At 62.9% G+C, this 17742-nt stretch carries 13 protein-coding genes; 3 read left to right on the plus strand and 10 right to left on the minus strand.

Features of this window, described 5'->3' with window-relative positions:
- Positions 1-27 precede the first annotated feature (27 nt).
- The 7 genes from istA (AC4AMJ_RS25900) to AC4AMJ_RS25930 form a co-directional block, all read right to left on the minus strand.
- Positions 28-1578: an IS21 family transposase gene (gene istA, locus AC4AMJ_RS25900; protein ID WP_489915663.1), complete on the minus strand. Its 1551-nt coding sequence runs from the start codon at positions 1576-1578 to the stop codon at positions 28-30.
- Between the two features lie 407 nt (positions 1579-1985).
- Positions 1986-2768 carry an IS21-like element helper ATPase IstB gene (gene istB / locus AC4AMJ_RS25905; protein ID WP_489915665.1) on the minus strand — a complete coding sequence of 261 codons (783 nt, stop codon included), beginning with the start codon at positions 2766-2768 and terminating at the stop codon, positions 1986-1988.
- Positions 2765-4291, minus strand: a complete 1527-nt coding sequence (gene istA / locus AC4AMJ_RS25910) for an IS21 family transposase (protein WP_489915667.1) — start codon at positions 4289-4291, stop codon at positions 2765-2767. The genes istB and istA (AC4AMJ_RS25910) overlap by 4 nt, the downstream gene beginning before the upstream one ends.
- Positions 4292-4965: 674 nt before the next feature.
- The gene (locus AC4AMJ_RS25915; protein ID WP_489915669.1) at positions 4966-5220 is read right to left on the minus strand and encodes a hypothetical protein; all 255 of its coding nucleotides are present in this window, start codon (positions 5218-5220) and stop codon (positions 4966-4968) included.
- A gap of 58 nt (positions 5221-5278) precedes the next feature.
- Entirely contained in the window at positions 5279-9292 is a 4014-nt protein-coding gene (locus tag AC4AMJ_RS25920) for a DUF3427 domain-containing protein (RefSeq protein ID WP_489915671.1), read from the minus strand.
- A 515-nt stretch (positions 9293-9807) separates the two neighbouring features.
- A complete protein-coding gene (locus AC4AMJ_RS25925) occupies positions 9808-11241 on the minus strand; it encodes a hypothetical protein (protein WP_489915673.1) in 1434 nt (477 codons plus the stop codon).
- Complete coding sequence (locus AC4AMJ_RS25930; RefSeq protein ID WP_489915678.1) at positions 11238-12311, minus strand: hypothetical protein; 1074 nt, start codon at positions 12309-12311, stop codon at positions 11238-11240. The genes AC4AMJ_RS25925 and AC4AMJ_RS25930 overlap by 4 nt, the downstream gene beginning before the upstream one ends.
- A gap of 75 nt (positions 12312-12386) precedes the next feature.
- Between AC4AMJ_RS25930 and AC4AMJ_RS25935 the strand changes: the two genes are divergently transcribed.
- Positions 12387-12998, plus strand: a complete 612-nt coding sequence (locus AC4AMJ_RS25935; RefSeq protein WP_223372938.1) for a hypothetical protein — start codon at positions 12387-12389, stop codon at positions 12996-12998.
- The gene (locus AC4AMJ_RS25940) at positions 12995-14656 is read left to right on the plus strand and encodes an ATP-binding protein (protein ID WP_489915691.1); all 1662 of its coding nucleotides are present in this window, start codon (positions 12995-12997) and stop codon (positions 14654-14656) included. Before AC4AMJ_RS25935 ends, AC4AMJ_RS25940 begins: the two co-directional genes overlap by 4 nt.
- A 685-nt stretch (positions 14657-15341) precedes the next feature.
- Here AC4AMJ_RS25940 and AC4AMJ_RS25945 read toward each other — a convergent pair.
- The 3 genes from AC4AMJ_RS25945 to AC4AMJ_RS25955 form a co-directional block, all read right to left on the minus strand.
- The gene (locus tag AC4AMJ_RS25945; RefSeq protein ID WP_489915693.1) at positions 15342-15533 is read right to left on the minus strand and encodes a hypothetical protein; all 192 of its coding nucleotides are present in this window, start codon (positions 15531-15533) and stop codon (positions 15342-15344) included.
- Positions 15534-15599: 66 nt separating this feature from the next.
- Positions 15600-15914: a hypothetical protein gene (locus tag AC4AMJ_RS25950; RefSeq protein WP_489915695.1), complete on the minus strand. Its 315-nt coding sequence runs from the start codon at positions 15912-15914 to the stop codon at positions 15600-15602.
- A gap of 129 nt (positions 15915-16043) precedes the next feature.
- Positions 16044-16223, minus strand: a complete 180-nt coding sequence (locus AC4AMJ_RS25955; RefSeq protein WP_489915697.1) for a hypothetical protein — start codon at positions 16221-16223, stop codon at positions 16044-16046.
- 13 nt (positions 16224-16236) lie between these two features.
- On the opposite strand from AC4AMJ_RS25955, the gene AC4AMJ_RS25960 reads away from it, so the two are divergent.
- The gene (locus tag AC4AMJ_RS25960) at positions 16237-17742 is read left to right on the plus strand and encodes a PD-(D/E)XK nuclease family protein (RefSeq protein WP_489915699.1); all 1506 of its coding nucleotides are present in this window, start codon (positions 16237-16239) and stop codon (positions 17740-17742) included.

Genomic DNA, 17742 nt, shown 5'->3' on the forward strand with positions numbered 1-17742 from the left:
TAGTGGAAGTAGTGTTGAACGAAGGACCTATTGGCCGACGGCTGCGTCGAGGTCTTCGGTAAAGGCGGCCGGGCCACGCAGACACGCCGGTGGCGTGGGGGCCGGCAGCGTGGGGGTGTCGTCGTGTTCAGTGCCGGCGACCAGGATGCCCTTGATGGTGCGGGCGCCGACATCGCCGACCGCGATCGCCCGCGCGCACGCGGCGTTGATACGGTCATCGGGGTACTTCGTGCGTAGGCCCACGATGGATTGCACCGCGCGCAGCCGGTGGATGGCGTTGACCTGTGAGAGTTCGTCGACCACGGCCACGGCGTGCTCACCGATCTGTTCGGCCTGCCCACGGCACCACACGACGGTGCGCGACTGGTGAGCGATCTTATGTGGCGGGTAGTGCTCGAAATGGGTTGAGCGGCCGTTGAGGTGGAGCACGTGGGTGGCCACCACATGATCGTCGGCGAAGACCTGCACCATGTCCCCGCAGGTGCGTACGCGCACGTGGTCGCCGATCAGCCGCCACGGCACCGAGTACAACGCCTTACCGGCTTTGACATGACAGTCCGGGGCGACTTTGCCTACGTGGTAGGTGACGAGTTCGAAACGACGGGATGGCAACGGTGTCAACGTGTCTCGTTCGTACTGTTCGAACAGCGAGACCGGCATCATGCCGTCGATCCCGCGGTGAGAGTGCCGTCCATATACCTGAAGGCACCACTCGATGGCGGCTTGCTGCATCTGCGAGACGCTCTCGAAGTCGCGGCCCCGGAAGAAGGAGTCCCGGATATAGGGCATCGGACGTTCAATGCGCGCTTTGTCTTTCGGTTTGAACGCGCGTGCCGGATCGATCAACACACCGTAGAACGACGCCAACTCGGCATAGGCGCGGTTGAGTTGCGGATCATAGAGATCGGGTTTGGTCACCCCGGTCTTGAGGTTGTCACACACAATCCGCTCCGGGACGCCGCCGAAGAACTCGAACGCCGCTACATGTGAAGCGCACCAGGAGGTTTGATCCATCTTCACCACCGGCTGCACGAACAACCAGCGCGAGTAGGCGAGAATGATCGCGAACGCCCATACCGTGACCCGCTTGCCCGTGTCCGGGTCGGTCCACATCCCCAACTTGCCGTAATCGACCTGGGCTTCCTCACCCGCCGGGATCGGCCCCCGCGGCGGGGTCGCCTTGGCCTCTTTGACCTGATCTGCGAAATGCGTTGCCATATAACGCCGTACCGACGATTCCGACACATCCACACCATGATCATCCCGCAGGCGTTGCGCGATCGTCGCGATGGTCACCGCGGCCTTGAGCTGATCAGCGATCCACTCATGATGAGCCGCGATCCGCGGCCACGTCACCGCCCGCACCGACGGATCGACCACCTCCGGGAACCAGTCGGCGATCAACGCCCGCCACACCGACTCATCGAACACGCCATCGGTGCCCGGGCTCATGCCCGCCGCGACCGCCGGCGCCAGAAACTTGCGGATCGTTTTGCGATCGATCCCCAACGCCGCCGCAATCTGAACCTGCGAGCGCCCGGCATGCCAATGCCGGAACAACTCCAACAACTGCATCATCGTCCACGTCCTCCGTGCCACCTCGGGCCCCTTCCCAAGACCCCAGGAGGAGGCCTTGGCAGGAGCGAACCTGTAGCAGCACCCCAACCCCCGCAGACACGCCCCAGGGTGGGGAATTACGTGACAGCAGGGTGGGGAATTACGTGACGGACAACCCCATCAACCTGGGGAATTTCATGACCGCTGACAGTTGGCTGAGGACGACCTGCGCTCGTGGATTGATCAGTATGCGCATTTACTGATTCGGTCCACTGCAATAAGTTCGACCCGGGTGAAGGCGGGTCGATTCTATGTCAAGGGACATCGGGAAGTGCCCATAGGTGGACATGGAAACTGCCCGTAGACGGTCACGAAGGGGTGCCCGGTGGCGGACACGAATCTGCCCACAGATCCGCCACCGGGGATGGTCAGTTCAGGGCGGTGACCCCCTGCCCGGCGAGTGCTTGGGCCAGGCGCACGGAGTCACCACTGGTCTGGCACAAGTGAGCATGGTGCAGCAGCCGATCCACTGTGGCGGTCGCCAGGGTTTTGGGCATCAGCTCGTCAAAACCCGACGGGTGCAGGTTGGAGGACACCGCCACGGATTTACGTTCGTAGGCGGCTTCTACGACCCGATACAGGCCCTCGGCAGCATCGCTACCCACGGGGAGCAGGCCAACGTCATCAATTACGACGAGCTCGGCACGCACGATCTTGGCGATGGCCTTGCCCAGGGTGTCGTCGGCGCGGTGCGCGCGCACCAGGGTGCCGAGTTGCTCGAGGCTGAACCACGCCACGGGCATGCCGGCTTCGATCACTTTCTGCCCGAGCGCTTCGAGGAAGAATGTTTTGCCGGTGCCGGCGGGCCCGCAGACGACGAGGTTCTCCCGTCGCTGGACCCATTCGAGGGTTTGCAGGGCGTGCTGGGTGGGTACCGGGATCGATGAGGCGGTCTCGTCCCACACGTCGAAGGTCTTGCCGGTGGGGAAGTTCGCCGATTTGCGCCGTGAGGCGAGCATGGAGCGGGCCCGGCCGGCCGATTCCTCGGCGAGCAATGCTTTGACGACTTCGGCGGGGTCCCAGCGCTGAGAGCGGGCGGTGGCGAGCACATCGCCGGCGATGGCGCGGGCGTGCGGGAGCCGCAGTTGCCGCATCAATGCCTCGACCTCTGGGGGCAGCACGGTGTGGGGTGCGGGTGTGGCGGCGGTCATCGTGTTTCCTCCTCGGTGGCCTCATTCTCATCGATAGTGTTGGTGCCCAACATGTTCCATCCCTTCGTTCCCTGGGCCAGGGACGTGGTTTCTGAGGCGTGATGCCGCGTCTGGTCGAGCCCTTTGGCGGCGAGGACCGAGTCGAGGTCACCGGTGGCGAAGCGGCCATGCACCGCGGCATTGCCCAGTGCCCAGTCCACATCTGCCGCCCCGTGCAGCGCGGCCAGGGAGACGGCGTGGCGCATCTTCTCCCGCATCCGTTCGGTACCGACGGAGGCGGCTTCTTTCAGCCACAACCCGGCGCCCTGGCCGATCGCCAGGAATGTCTGTTCTTCGGCGGTGCGGGCCCGAATCCGATAGTCGCCTGGTGTTTTCGGCTGATGTCCGGGGAAATGTGCGTCGTCGATCGCGGGGGTCCCGCGAGTGGCGCGGGCATGCCGGGCGACCTCGACCGGGCCGCCGGCATCGAGAGCACACACGATCACCTCGTCGGTGGTCGGATGATGACGCACCCACACCGATTGACCCAACAGTGTTGCCGGAACAGAGTATTGGCAATGTTCGAAGGCGATTATCGGCGTGTTCTTGGGAACCTGACGGGTCACCCCCAACCCGGCGGTATGCGGCAGCTGCGGAATCGGATGCAACCGCATCCGTTCGGCGGCGAGCATCTCCACCGGCCGCCGACCGGTGGTGCGGTGCTCGCGGTCGTTGACCTCGACCATGAACTGCTCACACGCCGCCACGACCTGGGCGAACGAGTCGTAGGCCTCGAGCAGATTGGTGTCGGTCGGCACGATATCGGCCTTGGCCAGCTTGACCGCGTTTTCCACCCCGCCCTTGGTCGCCGGGTCCGCCGGCTCGCAGGTGAGCACGGTGGTGCCGTAGTAGCGGCTGAACGACACCGCGTCGCGGTTGCGGACCGGGACCCCGGCGATATGGCCGGTGGTGACGGTCTTCTCGTTGTCGGTCAACACATAGGTCGGTGCGCCACCGATGATGCGGAACGCCCGGTCCAGGCCGGCGAACACACTCGGCGCGGTGCGGTCTCGCAGCGCGATGACCACCCGGTAGCGGCACCACGCCAGCCACGCCACCAACAACACGACCTTGCGGCCATCAACAACCGGCCCGTCACCGAAGTCGTACTGCAGCCACAACCCGGGTTCGGTGATCCACGGACGGTGTACCCGCGTATTACCTAGTCGCCATGAAGCTTTCACTTCTGCCACCGCACGACGTGTGGTACGTTCAGTGCCGCTATAGCCCAGAGTGACAAGCTTTTCGTGCGCCTTGTCGGCGCGGATCTTTCCGTTCGTGTCCTGCACCCACCCCTCGATATGCGGCAGGAAATCGTCGATCAACCGGGCGCGACGCACCGCCGGCGCCAGCCCAGCAGCACGATCGTCCACCGCCCGCTTGACCGTGTGATGGCTGCACCCGCACAACTGCGCAGCAGCCCGATACGACCCCGTCAGGTCGTAGGCATTGAGTATGTCCATGAGTTCTCCGTCAGACTTCAAGAAGGGTCTCTCCCGTGCGTGAGTTCGATACGACTAGGCATCGCCATCGAAACCACGGGAGAGGCCCGCACAGCGCAGACGCGCCGTCGGATGAGACAGGTGCAGGCAAAATCGTGTCCGCCAACGGGCAGTTTCGTGACCGCCAGTGGGCAGTCCTTATTGGCCGTCAGCGGGCACTTTCGTGACCGCCCATGGGCAGTTTTTCATGTCCGCTGACAATTCTATGCAGTCTTTGTTCCTGCCGGAACTGTGGCACTTGCAGGTGGTTGCATCGGCCTTGCTGGTGTAGTAGTAGACAGTGCCGAGATTACGTCGATTGCCACGATCATGTTTTGGGCGGGATTGGCAGCGACGCTATTGTGTATGTTTATCCCGTTGGCGCCCGATCTCCTTCCGGGAGTGCCACGCAAACAAATGAATGGCGAACTTCTCGCGCTCCGAAAGGATATTCTCGACTCCTACGCTGGTGTCGGACGCGAAAGAGGTACAACAATCGCATCCGATATGTTGGCGGCATTCAGTGCGAGCCGGAAGGAGAAAACTGAATCTGCCAGGAATGAACAGAAACTCTTGAAAGCGGAAATGCTCGAGGAAGGGAAGTAGGGGCACAGATCAACCAGGAGGCGCGATATTGCCTGGGCTAGGCAAGTCCGGCGTCGTTGCTGCACCCATCGCTACCCCGCACGGGTCTCTGCGGCCTCGTAGCTCATGCGCGAGGCATTGCTGGGGTCACGCTTTGGCGAAACAGGAAGAGCCAGATTGTCTTGCGCGGCGAGAGAATCCTCGTACCGATCACGGTCGTCCGTGTCGATCAGCGCGGCCACATGGTGGGCGTATTTGAGTGCTAGTAGCGATGTTGCTTCTTCGACGAGGGTGAGCCGCAGTGCGATCCCGCTTCCGCTAGCAACGACATCGGTCGATGGATACATGACTTCCGCGACGACCTGTGAACTGCAGGGTGTTTGAGATGGGAGTATCACACGCAAGTCAGTCCCGAATAGACGCAGCATCACCTTGCTCTCCGTAGTGCTTGTCAAATGCGAACCTGCTCTGGAGCTCGCCAGACAGCGGTGTGAGCAGGCGGAACGTTACCAACATCGGCTGAGATCCCTCATGGCTGAGCGGTACAGCCCTACCGACGTATGTGAATGGAGCGCTTGAGTTCCTCCGCATCCAAATCTCGATCGACTTTCCGGTCTGGGGCGCCTCGAGGATCTCCCGCCCCTTCTTTCCCTCCGGTTTTGTGGAATTCTGCGAGCTCCACACGAACAGGTCGGTATCTTCGAAATGCTCGATGTATTGGGTCCGGTCTGCGCGCTTCTCTAATGTCACGAACAAGATCGCGTGTTCCGACAGGGACACATGACCCGAACGCCAATTGCCGGGATTGTATACTTCGCCGTACAGGGCGGGCACGTCCATGCTCTTGAACTGCTCACCGATGCGCTCGGCGAGCGGGTTGAGATCGTCCTCGTTGAGCGTGGTGATCAAGCGGGCAGCCGGCAGCATGTCGGTTCTCGGCTCGACGCTGGGCGCGGCAGGATCGCCTGCTTCGAGCAGATATCCATCTGCCCTGCGCCGCAAGACCTTCAAAGCCACCTTCGAAGACCCTGCTTCACCACCGGCGCCCAGGATCACTGGTTGGTCGACATAGTCGCTCATCGAGCCGCCCGTGATCCACTCGAACAGTAGCGGCTCACCGTGCCGGATTGCCGTGCCGTCTGCGCTCACAGAGTGATCGTCTGCGAAGCACACGAAGTTGTTTGATCGGGATAGATCGCGGCCTTGCTTGTGTTGGACGGGAATCTCCGTGTGAAACGACGTGTCCGATCGCTGCCGGGCGACAGGGTCGCATGCCGACCGATAGTCGCCGAACAGTGGCACATACTCGACCTCCACGCCGCTGGAGTGGGAAGATACAGCCCGCAGCGTCAATGTTCCGTCAGCAAGGTCAAGCTCAACAGTATGGGCGGTTCCAGGGTGCCCAGCAGAAGGTCCAAACCAACCTCGGAGCATGTCCGGCAGGGCGTTTGTGGCAACGCCTTCCCGCGTGGCGAACGCGAGCAGACCGGTAGAGAATGTTCCTTCGTACTTGATGCCGTCAGCAATGAACTCTGCGGTGCCGGACGGCAGATCTGGATACTTGCGTCGATCGAGGCGGATGACTGGGGCACCGTCGGCGAACGCGAGTCGGCACGTCCAAGTCCGAGTCGCAGTCTGTTCGTCGTTCAATACGTACCGGGCAAGCCTGTACTCGATCAGCTCCGCTGCCATGGCTTCGAACACCCCACGGATGTCGGTGTCAATGGTGAATGAGGGCACGATTCGGTCCGACTCGAGGCGAAAGAGGAAATCCGTTCGCGCGCTGTTCCCCTCCGCACCAGTGAGGTGCGCTATAGGCCACTTCAGCCAGTACCGGGACCATTTGTCGGCCGGAGCGCCACGGAGGTCTGGGAACTGGCTGCTCGGCACTTCTCTGGATAGCCGAGGGTCCGTCAGAAGTAGATTTCGTGAGGTTGCTGCATTTTGGGAGACGTCGTCGCCGGCACAGAAGGTTCCGTCGTGCAGTAGCGCCCTCATCGCAATGAGCTTGTAGCACTTCGTGATGCTCTCGACTTGGATCGCGCGCAGGGTGTCGCCATGCGCCTCAAAGGCGGCAGCCTCGCGGTCGCCGAGCAGGTCAATCGCGCGGAGGAATGCGAACCAGCTACCGTGTCTGGAGACGACCGCTGATGGATCGTGGCCGGCGCGGAATGCCTGGGCAGCGGTTGGGCGCAGGCCCTCCTCTTCGAAGTACGAGCGGCAGTATTCCTCGATCGCATCCCGCGGGGTGGTGCGCGCCAACGTTCGAAGCATGTCGACGACGGTGAGTTCGTAGTCGACCGAGCACCCGTCGGGTAGGCCGAAGTCCCCCTCTTGCATGGCCTGCAACACCTGCAGAGTGGTCGGAGCGTCGCGCTGGCTCAGGCTCAGGAGCGTTCGAGGTTTCAACAAGAACGAACGATGGTTGCCGATGAAGTCGACAACGGTGAGTTCACTCTTTCCTTCCACGGTGCGCAGTCCTCGACCGAGTTGCTGGAGAAAGATGATGGGCGACTCAGTTGGTCGGAGCATCAAGACAGTATCGATGGTGGGTACGTCGAGTCCCTCGTTGAAGAGGTCGACAGCGAACACGACGTCGAGGTCGCCGTCGCGCAGTGCATCTATAGATTCGTTACGTGGTGCGCTCGTCGGGCCACTGTGAACCGATGCAGATCGGATACCGCGATCCTGAAAGTACTCGGACATGAAGTCGGCGTGTTGCTGTGACGCACAGAATGCCAGTGTGCGCGCGCCGCGATGGGTCTGCCATTCATCGAATGCGGCCTGGGCGCGCTCCTGTGTTTCGATGGCCGCTTCCAGTGCCGCGGGATCGAACTTGCCATTTCGCCAAGGAATTGGCTCGAAGTCAACTGGGTCTGGAACACCCCAGTAGCGAAACGGTACAAGCTCGGATCGCCGGATACCTTCGACGAGTCCGCAGTCGAATACCAGGTTGTCGGCGCATAGCGAGAGCAGGTCCGCACCATCCATCCGATCAGGTGTGGCCGTGAGGCCGAGTAAGAACTGCGGGACAAAGTGGTCCAGCACAGCCCGGTAGGTGACGGCTGCAGCATGGTGGAACTCATCGATGACGACGTAGTCAAAGGCGTCCGGTGCAAACCGGTCGAGATTGCGTGAAAGCGTTTGCACCGAAGCGAATACGATGTCTGCGTCGGCCTGCTTCTCGCCGCCGAAGTACAGACCCAACGTCGCAGTCGGTATGGTCTGGCGAAAGACATCTCTGCTCTGCCGCAAGATCTCTTCGCGATGAGCGATGAAGAGTGCGCGCCGAGTGCCCGTTTCCGCCACGTCAAAAGCAGCCAGCCAGGTCTTCCCTAAACCCGTTGCCAAAGTGACCATTCCTGCGTGGAATCCGGCATCCCTGGTACGGGCTAGTGCCTCCAACGCCTCCTCTTGGATTGGTCGTGGGGACGGTGGTTCGTCGGGTTGGTCGGCAACTTCGACGTCCTCGGGCACATGTGGTGGTGCTGGTCTGTAGTCGAGGATGAAGCGGTCGCTGAGCGGTTCGCATCGCTCGTCAGACCACAGCAGCGTGAAGCGCCTTCTCAGTTCCGAGATCGAACCGACGAGAAGATTCCATTCGATTCCTCCGGCCAGTCCCGAACCGCTGAGATTACTGCTTCCCACAAATGCAGACTCGGGTCCGTCAATGGTTGAAGAATAGAACAAGTAGGCCTTCGGATGGAAACTTACCTGTGGATCGTGAAAGATCTTCACGCTGAGCTGAGTCGGATAATCCTCCATGAGGTCCAGCAGGCGCGCCAATGCCAGGGGCTCCGTCAAGCCGAGGTAGTCGGTCGTGAGAACACGGATCTGTGCGCCACGGTCGAGGGCATCGACCAAAGCGCCCAGCACGTGCTTCAGCCCGGACATTTTGATGAAGCTGACCACGATGTCGACTCGGTCAAATGTAGCGCGACGCAGGTGGTCGACGAGTTCAGGGAGGAGAAGTCGCACCTGTCCGTCGATGAGGACCGCGGAACTAGGGGATAGATCGGAGTCGTTGGCCGCGGACTGGGCTAGATAATTTCCACGGCTTGGGATTACGTGCCGCACTCCACCTCGTGGGTCCGGTATGTCTCCTGTGTAGCGAGGGATCACGTGGATGTGCAGGTGGTCAATCGTTTGGCCGGCGGCCTGGCCAGCATTGAACCCGACGTTGAACCCGTCCGCGGCATGTTGCGAGAGTATGGTTGCCCGAACCTCGTCGACCAAGGCGAACAGGTCGACCTTCTCCTCCGCCGTTGCCTGCCACCAGTCGCTGATTTGTCGTCGTGAGATGACTAAGGCATGCCCCGGGCTCACAGGAAACGCATCCAACACCGCGAAGGCAGACCGATTGGCTGCAATCCATTCGGTACGTGGAATGTCGAAGAAGGGCGATTCCGATGGGATCATCGCGGGCTATCCGAGCAGGTCCCGTCCTGCAAGACCTGGTTACCATTTGCCAGCGATTCGTAGGCCTCTGTGGGAAACATCTGCGTCACGGTATCGAGTAGATCACGAGGCACCGACAGCGAAGCGACGACATCGGGGACCGGCGACAGCGCCATGTATCCACTCAGCGAATTGAGTACGTAGCGAGCGCACTACGCGGATGTTGACGGCGTTCTCGGACGACCGCCTGTACTGCCATCCGACGGGCGAGTCGTGGGCGACCTCCAGGTTCTTCCTGGCACCCGGTTACGGGAGAACGACTGACGTCGAATGGCTCCTCCCACCAATGGAAAGCGCCGCACTGGGGCCGACGCGGATGGGAGAGTCGAGTCGTGGCAGAGGCCATGGAACCGGCTTGGGAGACGTCCGCAAGTGACGAGGCTCAAGAAAGTTCCCCAGGTGTGCTCACTGAAATTCCCCACCTGTGGGCGGCTTCTACTGTAGCGACCTTCGGGTGGGGAACCTGCCACCTCATTTTAGGTCCACAGCTCCTGACCACCGACCTTGGGTTCGGCCGTTCTTGCCGCAACGTCCACCGCGATTCGCAGCACGTCTCCGGGCTTTGTCCCCATGGCCTTGATTGCAGGAAACCATCCCCAGCAGAAGGTGTGCTCGGCGCCAAGCTTCACCGTCGCGACTGTCGCTCCGTCAAACTCGACCTTCAATGCATCGCCAGCGAGCATGTTCTGGATCTCGGAGACGAACGTCATCACTCCTGTGTTCATGAACGAGGTTGTGACATCCATGGTTTGGACGATCCGACCGTCGTGCGCCCACGCCCAAGACTTTCGTCGCGGCTCCGCCATCGACCGTGCCTTCGCAGCTTGTCGGATCACCTGCACCGCTGCGGGGTTCGGTGTACTGCCGCGGAGGCCCCACACATTGGAACCGAACTTCTCCATCCACTCCGCGTAGGTGGTCCACACCCCGTAGGTCCCCTTCGAAATACCTGCGTCAATACACGCCTCCTCCAGCGACCGGCGGTCCATCACCTGGTACGGCGACTCCTTGAGAACATCGATCATCGTGGCGGAGATACTGCCCTGGACGTGGTGATAGTCGAGCGGTTCCACCGGCCGCACGAGTTCGCCGTCGACGACGAAATACGGACTGTCTTCGAAGAACACCGTCATCGCGGCGACGGGCGGAAGTACGTCGATCTTGCGGAACTTCCACATGCGCCGCGCGCCTTCGTGGATCGAGGCCACAGTTTGCGGGGAGTTGACGGACAGAATCGACCGCGCGGTATTGACGAGACGGTTGGCATGCAGTCCATCGTTGTCCTTCTCAACCCACAGCCATTCTCCCGCCCAACGGACGCTCGGCTCGCGCCTGAGGACGATCTCGATGTCGGCGCATTCGAGCGGGATGCCGGGGCTGGCGAGGTCCTGACGGATCTCCTCGACAGTGGTCAAGCCATGGGCGCTCGTGTGCTTGCTCGCTGTCGACAGCGCCTTCATCAGCGGTACCTCCGACTCCTCGACGACCCAGCCGTCCATACAGACAAGGTCGGTTCCGACAAGTCCGGTGGGTGAGGTTCCGGTGATGCCGAGGATGTTGAGGAACGCCGCACCGGTGAGAGTTGGACGCGTCAGACCCAACGAAGCCAGGTGATCACCGATCGGTTCGGGTACCGGCGAATCTGCAACGAGGACATTGGCGATTTCCATTGCTTGTGCGACCGCGACGCCCTCTAGGTGCGGCTTGATCTTCGCCACGACTTGGCGGACACGCTCCCGGGTGACACCGATCGCGGCGCCCGCTTCATCGAGCGTCGCGGCCTCGCCGGCGGTGCCGACACGCATGGTCATGGCTTTGAGCCAGGCCTCGGATGGCGCTTTTGTGAATGCAGTCGTGTATGCCTGCACGATCGCGGCCTCGACCTCGTCCTCGAACGTCGGCTCTGTCATGACGACGTGCCCTCCCCTTCTGTGGTCATGATGGCTGCTGTGCCGGCGAGGACGTTCAGGGCCAGTGTCACGCGGGTCCCGGCAGACACACCCATCTCAGTGAGCAGCGGGCCGAAGCCCCAGATTCTCGCATTCCGCACCGTCACATGTGTCGGCTTCGTCACCGACGCGACGCTGAACTCGCGGCCCTCAACGATCTCCGACACCGCTCGGGGCACCGCGACAACTGGGCTCGGGCCGCGCGGAACGGAGAACTCGATCTGGAGCGACCCGTCCGCGCTCCATGCGAAGGACGTCGGACGGCTGCGCGCGGTGCGGCGCGGCTCGGTCGCTCGAACATGCTCGTCGGCGGCAGCAGGCCGCCGGCCCCGCAGCGCCCACCGTCCGCGACTGACCCGAGTAACTGCTGGGTGCATGCTCAAAGCGGTGGCGACGGTCGTCGGCTTCAGCCCCGCTTCTTCGGCCGAATCGAGCAGTACCTCTCGATCGACGCCACCCGGCTCGTTGGTGAGGGCTCGCGACAGGAACCGGCCGACCTTATCCAGGTCCTCGGGGGGCACTGCACCGACGATAGGCGGTTCGCCGGCGCCGGATCGGGCCGAAACGGTCAACCCGCCGACATCGTTCGCCCAGTCGCGAAAAGCGTCGATGTTGTCGGGTAGCGGTGAGTACGGCGGTTTGCCCCCTGCCCGTGCCCAGGCGTTGAGGACCTCGTCGTACGGGAGCGGGCCGGTCATAGTGAGCAGTCGACGAACCGCCCGGGCGGTAGCGGGTGAGTCGGCCGACGGCTCTCGAGGCGCCCGAAGCGTAAGCGACGAACTCACTGAGTTGCTCGCGCTTCCCGCCGGCAGGTCCATCATGCGGAGCAGGTCCTTGCGCGCTCGACGGACGGTCTCCCGCGAGACGCCGAGATCGGCAGCGATGGCATCGAGAGTCTCGCGATCTTCGCGGCCGGTGTCCAGGCCGGTGGCTCGCAGGGCCATGGCCACTTTGGTCGACGACCAGTTCCGAGTGACGTCGAGCGCAGCACGACGCAGCCCGTCGATCTCGGAGCCATGCGTGGACGTCACATCTACATCTTGACACAGGGTAGCAAGTGTGCGAGGGTCTCAGTCGGTAGTAAGTGTGCGAGCGAAAGAAGGCGGATGAGGCTGACCAAGAAAGACGTGGCGGTGATGGCGCTCGCCAAGGTCGGCGGCGCCAGCACTGTGGTCGACACCGAGGATGCCGCGATTGCGGCCCACGCGATCGACCGCGACGCCTTCGGGTGGAAGAAGTACCCGGAGCGCGTCGATCTCGACGCCGTCCGCACCACGCTCCGCCATGAGGGCGAGGCGAAGAACCCTCGCATCGAAGGATCGGTGCAGAACGGCTGGCATCTCACACCGCACGGCCTCGCGTGGATCGAGGCCAACCGCACCCTCCTCGGCGACGGCGAGATCACCATCGCCGCGACTTCTGCGGCCACGCAACGTTGGCGAGCCGAGACCCGCGAGACCGGATCCGCCGTCAATCGGGTGCGCACCTCCGAGGCCTTCCGGCTGTGGAGTCAGGGCAAGGAGTTCAACTCCCGACAGGCGGCAGGGGTTTTCCGCATCGACGAGTACACCCCGAGCAAAGACCGCACACGCAAAGCCGCGCAGCTACAGGAGCTGACGCGCGGCCACGACGACATAGAAGCATTCATGAAGACTGCGATACCGGCCGCGCTCGACCTTCGAGCACCCGTAGGTCGCCAGCAGAAGGGCAACGAATGAACAGCAACCTTGTGGTGAAATCCCACGTCGGCCGCGACATCCTCCAGTCCGCGCAACTCTTCAAGACGCCGGAAGCCGCCGTCTGGGAGTACGTGGTCAACTCCCTTCAGTACGTCGAGCCGAACGTGGTCCCGCATGTTCGCGTCGCTGTCGATGTACCGGGCAAGAAGATCACCATCGAGGATAACGGTTTCGGGATGGACCGCGAGGACCTCCAGCATTTCTTCACCATGCACGGAGAGAATCAGCAGCGCCGCGTCGGCGTTCCGGGTCGAGGGAAGTTCGGCACCGGCAAGTCGGCGGCCTACGGGATTGGCTCGAGCCTGATGGTCTCGACCACCAAGGACGGCAAACGACAGACGGTTGAGCTCACCCGCAAGGCCATCGACCTCTCCGATGGCACCTCGGTCCCTGTCGAGTTCATCGAGGACAACGTCGACGCATCCGGTAACCCCAACGGCACGACGGTGACGATCAGCGGTATCAGCGTCCGCCTGGCCAAGGAACCCATCGTCGCACTCATCGAACGCCACCTTTCGGCATTCCAGGGGAGCCCGATTGTCACGGTCAATGGCCGCCTCTGCGAGATCGTGCGCCCGAAGCCCGCGATCACCAAGGTCTTCAAGCCAACGCCGGCTCAAGCCGCTGTAATGGGGGACATCGAGCTCACCGCGATGGCAGCAACAGCACCCCTCGAAGACAGCCATCGTGGTGTGCAGATCACCATCGGTACCGACAACCTTGTTGCCGTCGAGACGGCCGGTGTCGACGCCAAGGAATACGGAAAGCTCCTCTTTGGTCATATCGACTGCCTCGCGCTAGACGACGCAAAGTATGATCCTGTTGCCGCGTACACGAACGACCGCAGCATGAAGCTCAATCCTGCGCATCCCGTGGTACAGGCACTCATCCCCTTCATCGGCGCCAGTCTCGAACAGCTTCGGCAGGAGCTCGTGGAGGAGGGCCGGAAGGCGAAAGCAGACGCGGATCGCAAGCGCCTCAAGGAAACGACGAACAAGATTGAGGAGATCCTCAACACCGATCTCAAAGACTTCCGTGAACAGATCGAGGGCATGGGTAACAACACCCGACGTCGTACCCCGGTCGACGGCGAATCGGGGGGCGACGAAGAGCATCCGACGGACAAGGTCGTGGTCCCGGAGGGTACGGAGGCCGGCCGCGCGGACGGTGTCGGCGGCGAGAGTGTCGACAAGCCTGTACCCGGAGGCGGCACGCCTGGTGGTGGCGGCGGGGGGAAGAGCGGTGGCGACAACGCCTCACCGGCTGCAGAGTCCGACGTCGACGGCGATGAGAAGATCGCGCCGGCAGGTGCGGGTCACCGCCGTCCCCGCGGTGGTCTGACCATCGACTACGACCACTTTGGCGCAGACTACGACCGTTACCACTGGGAGCAGGACGAACGGAAGATCATCATCAACCTGGACCATCCAGTGGTCAAGGCCGCCAAGGGGTTACCGGATGATGAGGCCACCTACCGTCGGCTCATCTATGAGATCGCGTTCACCGCCTACGCCGTGGCTCTGGCGGACTTGCAGTTCGAGCGTGACCCGGCGCTGAACTCCAGCGACGCGACCTACGAGATCCGTCACGCCCTGCGGCGCGTGTGGGCACACGCCGGCGCGCTGTACGCAGTCTGACCAGATTCGACTCATCACATTGCTGCGAGGAGATCGAGGGCGGTGGCCTATTTGGTATCCATCGCGCTGAGACGTGTGCGAACCGCGTCGATAAGGTCGTGTGCGAACCGCGTCGATTAGTTCGTGGGGCAGATGCAATTTGAGGGCGCGGCTGGCGAACGATCCGTTATCGCCCTAAGACTCGTCCTCGTCATTCTCATCTTCGCTTCGTCGAAGTCGTCCTCTGTGCGGCGGCGTCATCGTCTTCCCAATATCTCTGGTGATCCATGGCGACTGACGCTGCGGCAAACAGCTCGACGTCTGGTGAGGTGACATCCGGGCGATCGCCCTGCACAAGGCGCTGAGAATCGGAGTGCACACGAGCCAGTCGATTGAGGGTCGCGGCGAACTCGCGATCGGTGGGTCGTTACATCGAGTGCAGGTGCGCCTCGGATCGGACGCGTCGCTGACGCGACCAGAGATGTTGTGGAGAACGAGGTACCTCTTCTTGAGTTGCGACCGCGCCGAATTGGCCACACGAACTGAACTCCACCTTGATGTCAGGCCTGGCAGGCATCATGACCCCATGCCCACCGCGCTCGCACGCCTGACGGAAGTCGCCACTCGCCTGAAGGCATGTTCGCCACTTGCCCCGGCCACGATAGCCGTCCCCAGTCACGCTGCTGGCCGCGACGTCCTTCACGAATTAGCGCGAGCGCACGCCGTCGTCAACACGGATGTCCTCACGTTGCATGGAGCCGTATTGGATCTCGCTACCCCAGCTCTCGCGCCTCGGCAAGCACTCCCGTACCCACTCCTGGAAGCCGCGATCCAACGCGTTCTCGCCGAAGCACCAGGCGTCTTCGCCGACGTCGCCGATGAGCCGATCACTGCCCATGCTCTCGCCAGTGCGGCCTGGGAACTCACCGCCGTCGCAAATCCGACGATGGACTCGTCGACCCCTCTAGTCGCCGACCTGCTCTGCATCTATCGAGCAGCCACCGACCGGCTCACCAGCTCGTACTACCTCCAACACGAGGCCTACACGGCCGCCGCCGAACGTCTCGACGAGCTCGGCGCGATCATCGTCTACCACCCAGTTGCCAACACACGCGCTGAACAGGTTCTCCTGCGCGAGCTCCAAAAGCGCGGCGAAACCATCGAACCGACCGTCGACGTCACGCCGACGCAAATCGTGCACACCTCTGACGCCGACGACGAGGTCCGAGCCGTCGTCCGACTCGTCCGCAAGCACCTCGCCAACGGAGTGCCCGGTCACCGCATAGGCATCTTCTACGGCAGCGACGACCCCTACCTGCCGCTACTCCACGAACACCTCACTGCCGGCCACATCGCATTCACCGGACCCGAATGCCACGCCCTCGTCGACCGCCCCACCGCCCGAGCGCTACTCGGTCTGCTGGAACTCGACCACGACACGATGCCGCGACGAGAACTCTTCACACTTCTCGCTGACGGCGCGATCCAACGCCCCGACCTCGACGACCAGCCCATCTCCCAACGCCGCCGCCGACCTCGCCGCGATCCGCGCAGCGCGCATCCTCGACGCCGTCACGGTTCGGCTCACCGCTCACCGAGGCATGCACGGAGACTCGGGAGCAGGCGTCACCATCGGGCCGATCGACTCGGGCGTCGGACGCAACCTCGACGTCAGCATCGCAATCGGCGCCGCCGAAGGCATCATCCCCACACCACGACGCGACGACCCGTTGCTCCCGCCAGAGCTGACCGGAATCACCGCCCGCGACCACATGGAACGCCAACGCCTCGCCTTCGCCAGTGCTGTCAGCTCGGGCCGTACCGAACGGATCGTCACCTTCCCCCGCGGCAACCTGCGGGGCGGCGCCGAAAAGGTGCCTTCGCGCTGGCTTATCCCCGCGATGGCTCAACTCGCCGGCCGCGACGTCAACGTCGTCAACTGGCAACGCGAGACCGAGAATTGCCCAGCAATCGTTGCGGTCGAATCGTTCGACGTCGCCGCCCAACGCGCCGACGACCGCATCGGCGCATCCGCCGCCTCCGACACCGAATGGCGGCTCCGCGAACTCGCCTCCGTGCCCGCCAACCGACGCCGCGGCACCCTGCACGACCCAATCATCAACCTCGGCATGGCAATGCGCAGCGACCGCCTCAATGGCCGCTTCACCCGGTTCAACGGCAATCTGTCGACGGTCAAAGACCTCATCACCACTTTCGACCACCCGGTATCACCGACCGGGCTCGAACTCTGGGTGCAAGGCCCCTACCAGTACTTCCTCGAACACATCTTGCGGTTGCGCGCCCTCGCCGACCCCGACGAGATCGCCCAGATCGACGCCCTCACCCGCGGCACCCTCATTCACACCATCCTCGAGCGCTACGTCCTCGCCACCATCGACGGCGCCGAACTCGACGTCGGCCGCCTGCACCTTGTGGCCCAGGAGGTGCTCGACGAAGCTCAGGCCGACAGTCCCGGCTGGCTGGAACAACTCTGGGCCAAAGACCGCGGCGCCATCGTGCGCGACCTCGACGACTGGTTCGGCCATGACCACAACGACCACGCCGACGGCTGGCAACCCACCCACGCCGAACAGAACTTCGGCACCGGTACCGGCACCGATCCCGAGGTCACCCTGACGCTCGGCGACCACAGCATCCGCTTCCGCGGGCAGATCGACAGAATCGACCGACACAGCGGCGGCCGCATCCGCGTCACCGACTACAAGACCGGCAAGAGCGACAAGTACCGAGATCTCACCAACCTCACGCCGACCAACTCTGGACTGCAATTCCAGCTCCCCGTCTACGGCCTGTTCGCGCGCACCCTCGGCGACGACGTCGAAGCCCGCTACTGGTTTGTCACCAGCAAAGGCAGATTCGACTCCATCGGCTACCCGATCACCGACGACGTCATCGCCACCCTCATCGACGACATGGACCTTGTCCACCGATCCATCCGCGCCGGCCACTTCCCACCCAAGATCGAAGACACCCACTGGGAACTACCCGTCATCGACCTCCTCGGCCGCGCCGGACTGCGCCGCGCCTGGGCCGCTCTCGAAGGCGTCGACGAGATCGCCGACTACGTACGGAAGTACGGAGGCTGA

It is taken from the genome of Gordonia sp. LMA484 (genome assembly GCF_058129505.1).

What these genes read in the sequence shown, in the direction of transcription:
- AC4AMJ_RS25945 (WP_489915693.1), bottom strand. Translation starts at nt 15,533, where the DNA reads ATGGGCAGTGATCGGCTCATCGGCGACGTCGGCGAAGACGCCTGGTGC.
- istA (WP_489915663.1), bottom strand. Translation starts at nt 1,578, where the DNA reads ATGATGCAGTTGTTGGAGTTGTTCCGGCATTGGCATGCCGGGCGCTCG.
- AC4AMJ_RS25915 (WP_489915669.1), bottom strand. Translation starts at nt 5,220, where the DNA reads ATGTATCCATCGACCGATGTCGTTGCTAGCGGAAGCGGGATCGCACTG.
- AC4AMJ_RS25920 (WP_489915671.1), bottom strand. Translation starts at nt 9,292, where the DNA reads ATGATCCCATCGGAATCGCCCTTCTTCGACATTCCACGTACCGAATGG.
- AC4AMJ_RS25925 (WP_489915673.1), bottom strand. Translation starts at nt 11,241, where the DNA reads ATGACAGAGCCGACGTTCGAGGACGAGGTCGAGGCCGCGATCGTGCAG.
- AC4AMJ_RS25940 (WP_489915691.1), top strand. Translation starts at nt 12,995, where the DNA reads ATGAACAGCAACCTTGTGGTGAAATCCCACGTCGGCCGCGACATCCTC.
- AC4AMJ_RS25935 (WP_223372938.1), top strand. Translation starts at nt 12,387, where the DNA reads ATGAGGCTGACCAAGAAAGACGTGGCGGTGATGGCGCTCGCCAAGGTC.
- AC4AMJ_RS25960 (WP_489915699.1), top strand. Translation starts at nt 16,237, where the DNA reads ATGCACGGAGACTCGGGAGCAGGCGTCACCATCGGGCCGATCGACTCG.
- istB (WP_489915665.1), bottom strand. Translation starts at nt 2,768, where the DNA reads ATGACCGCCGCCACACCCGCACCCCACACCGTGCTGCCCCCAGAGGTC.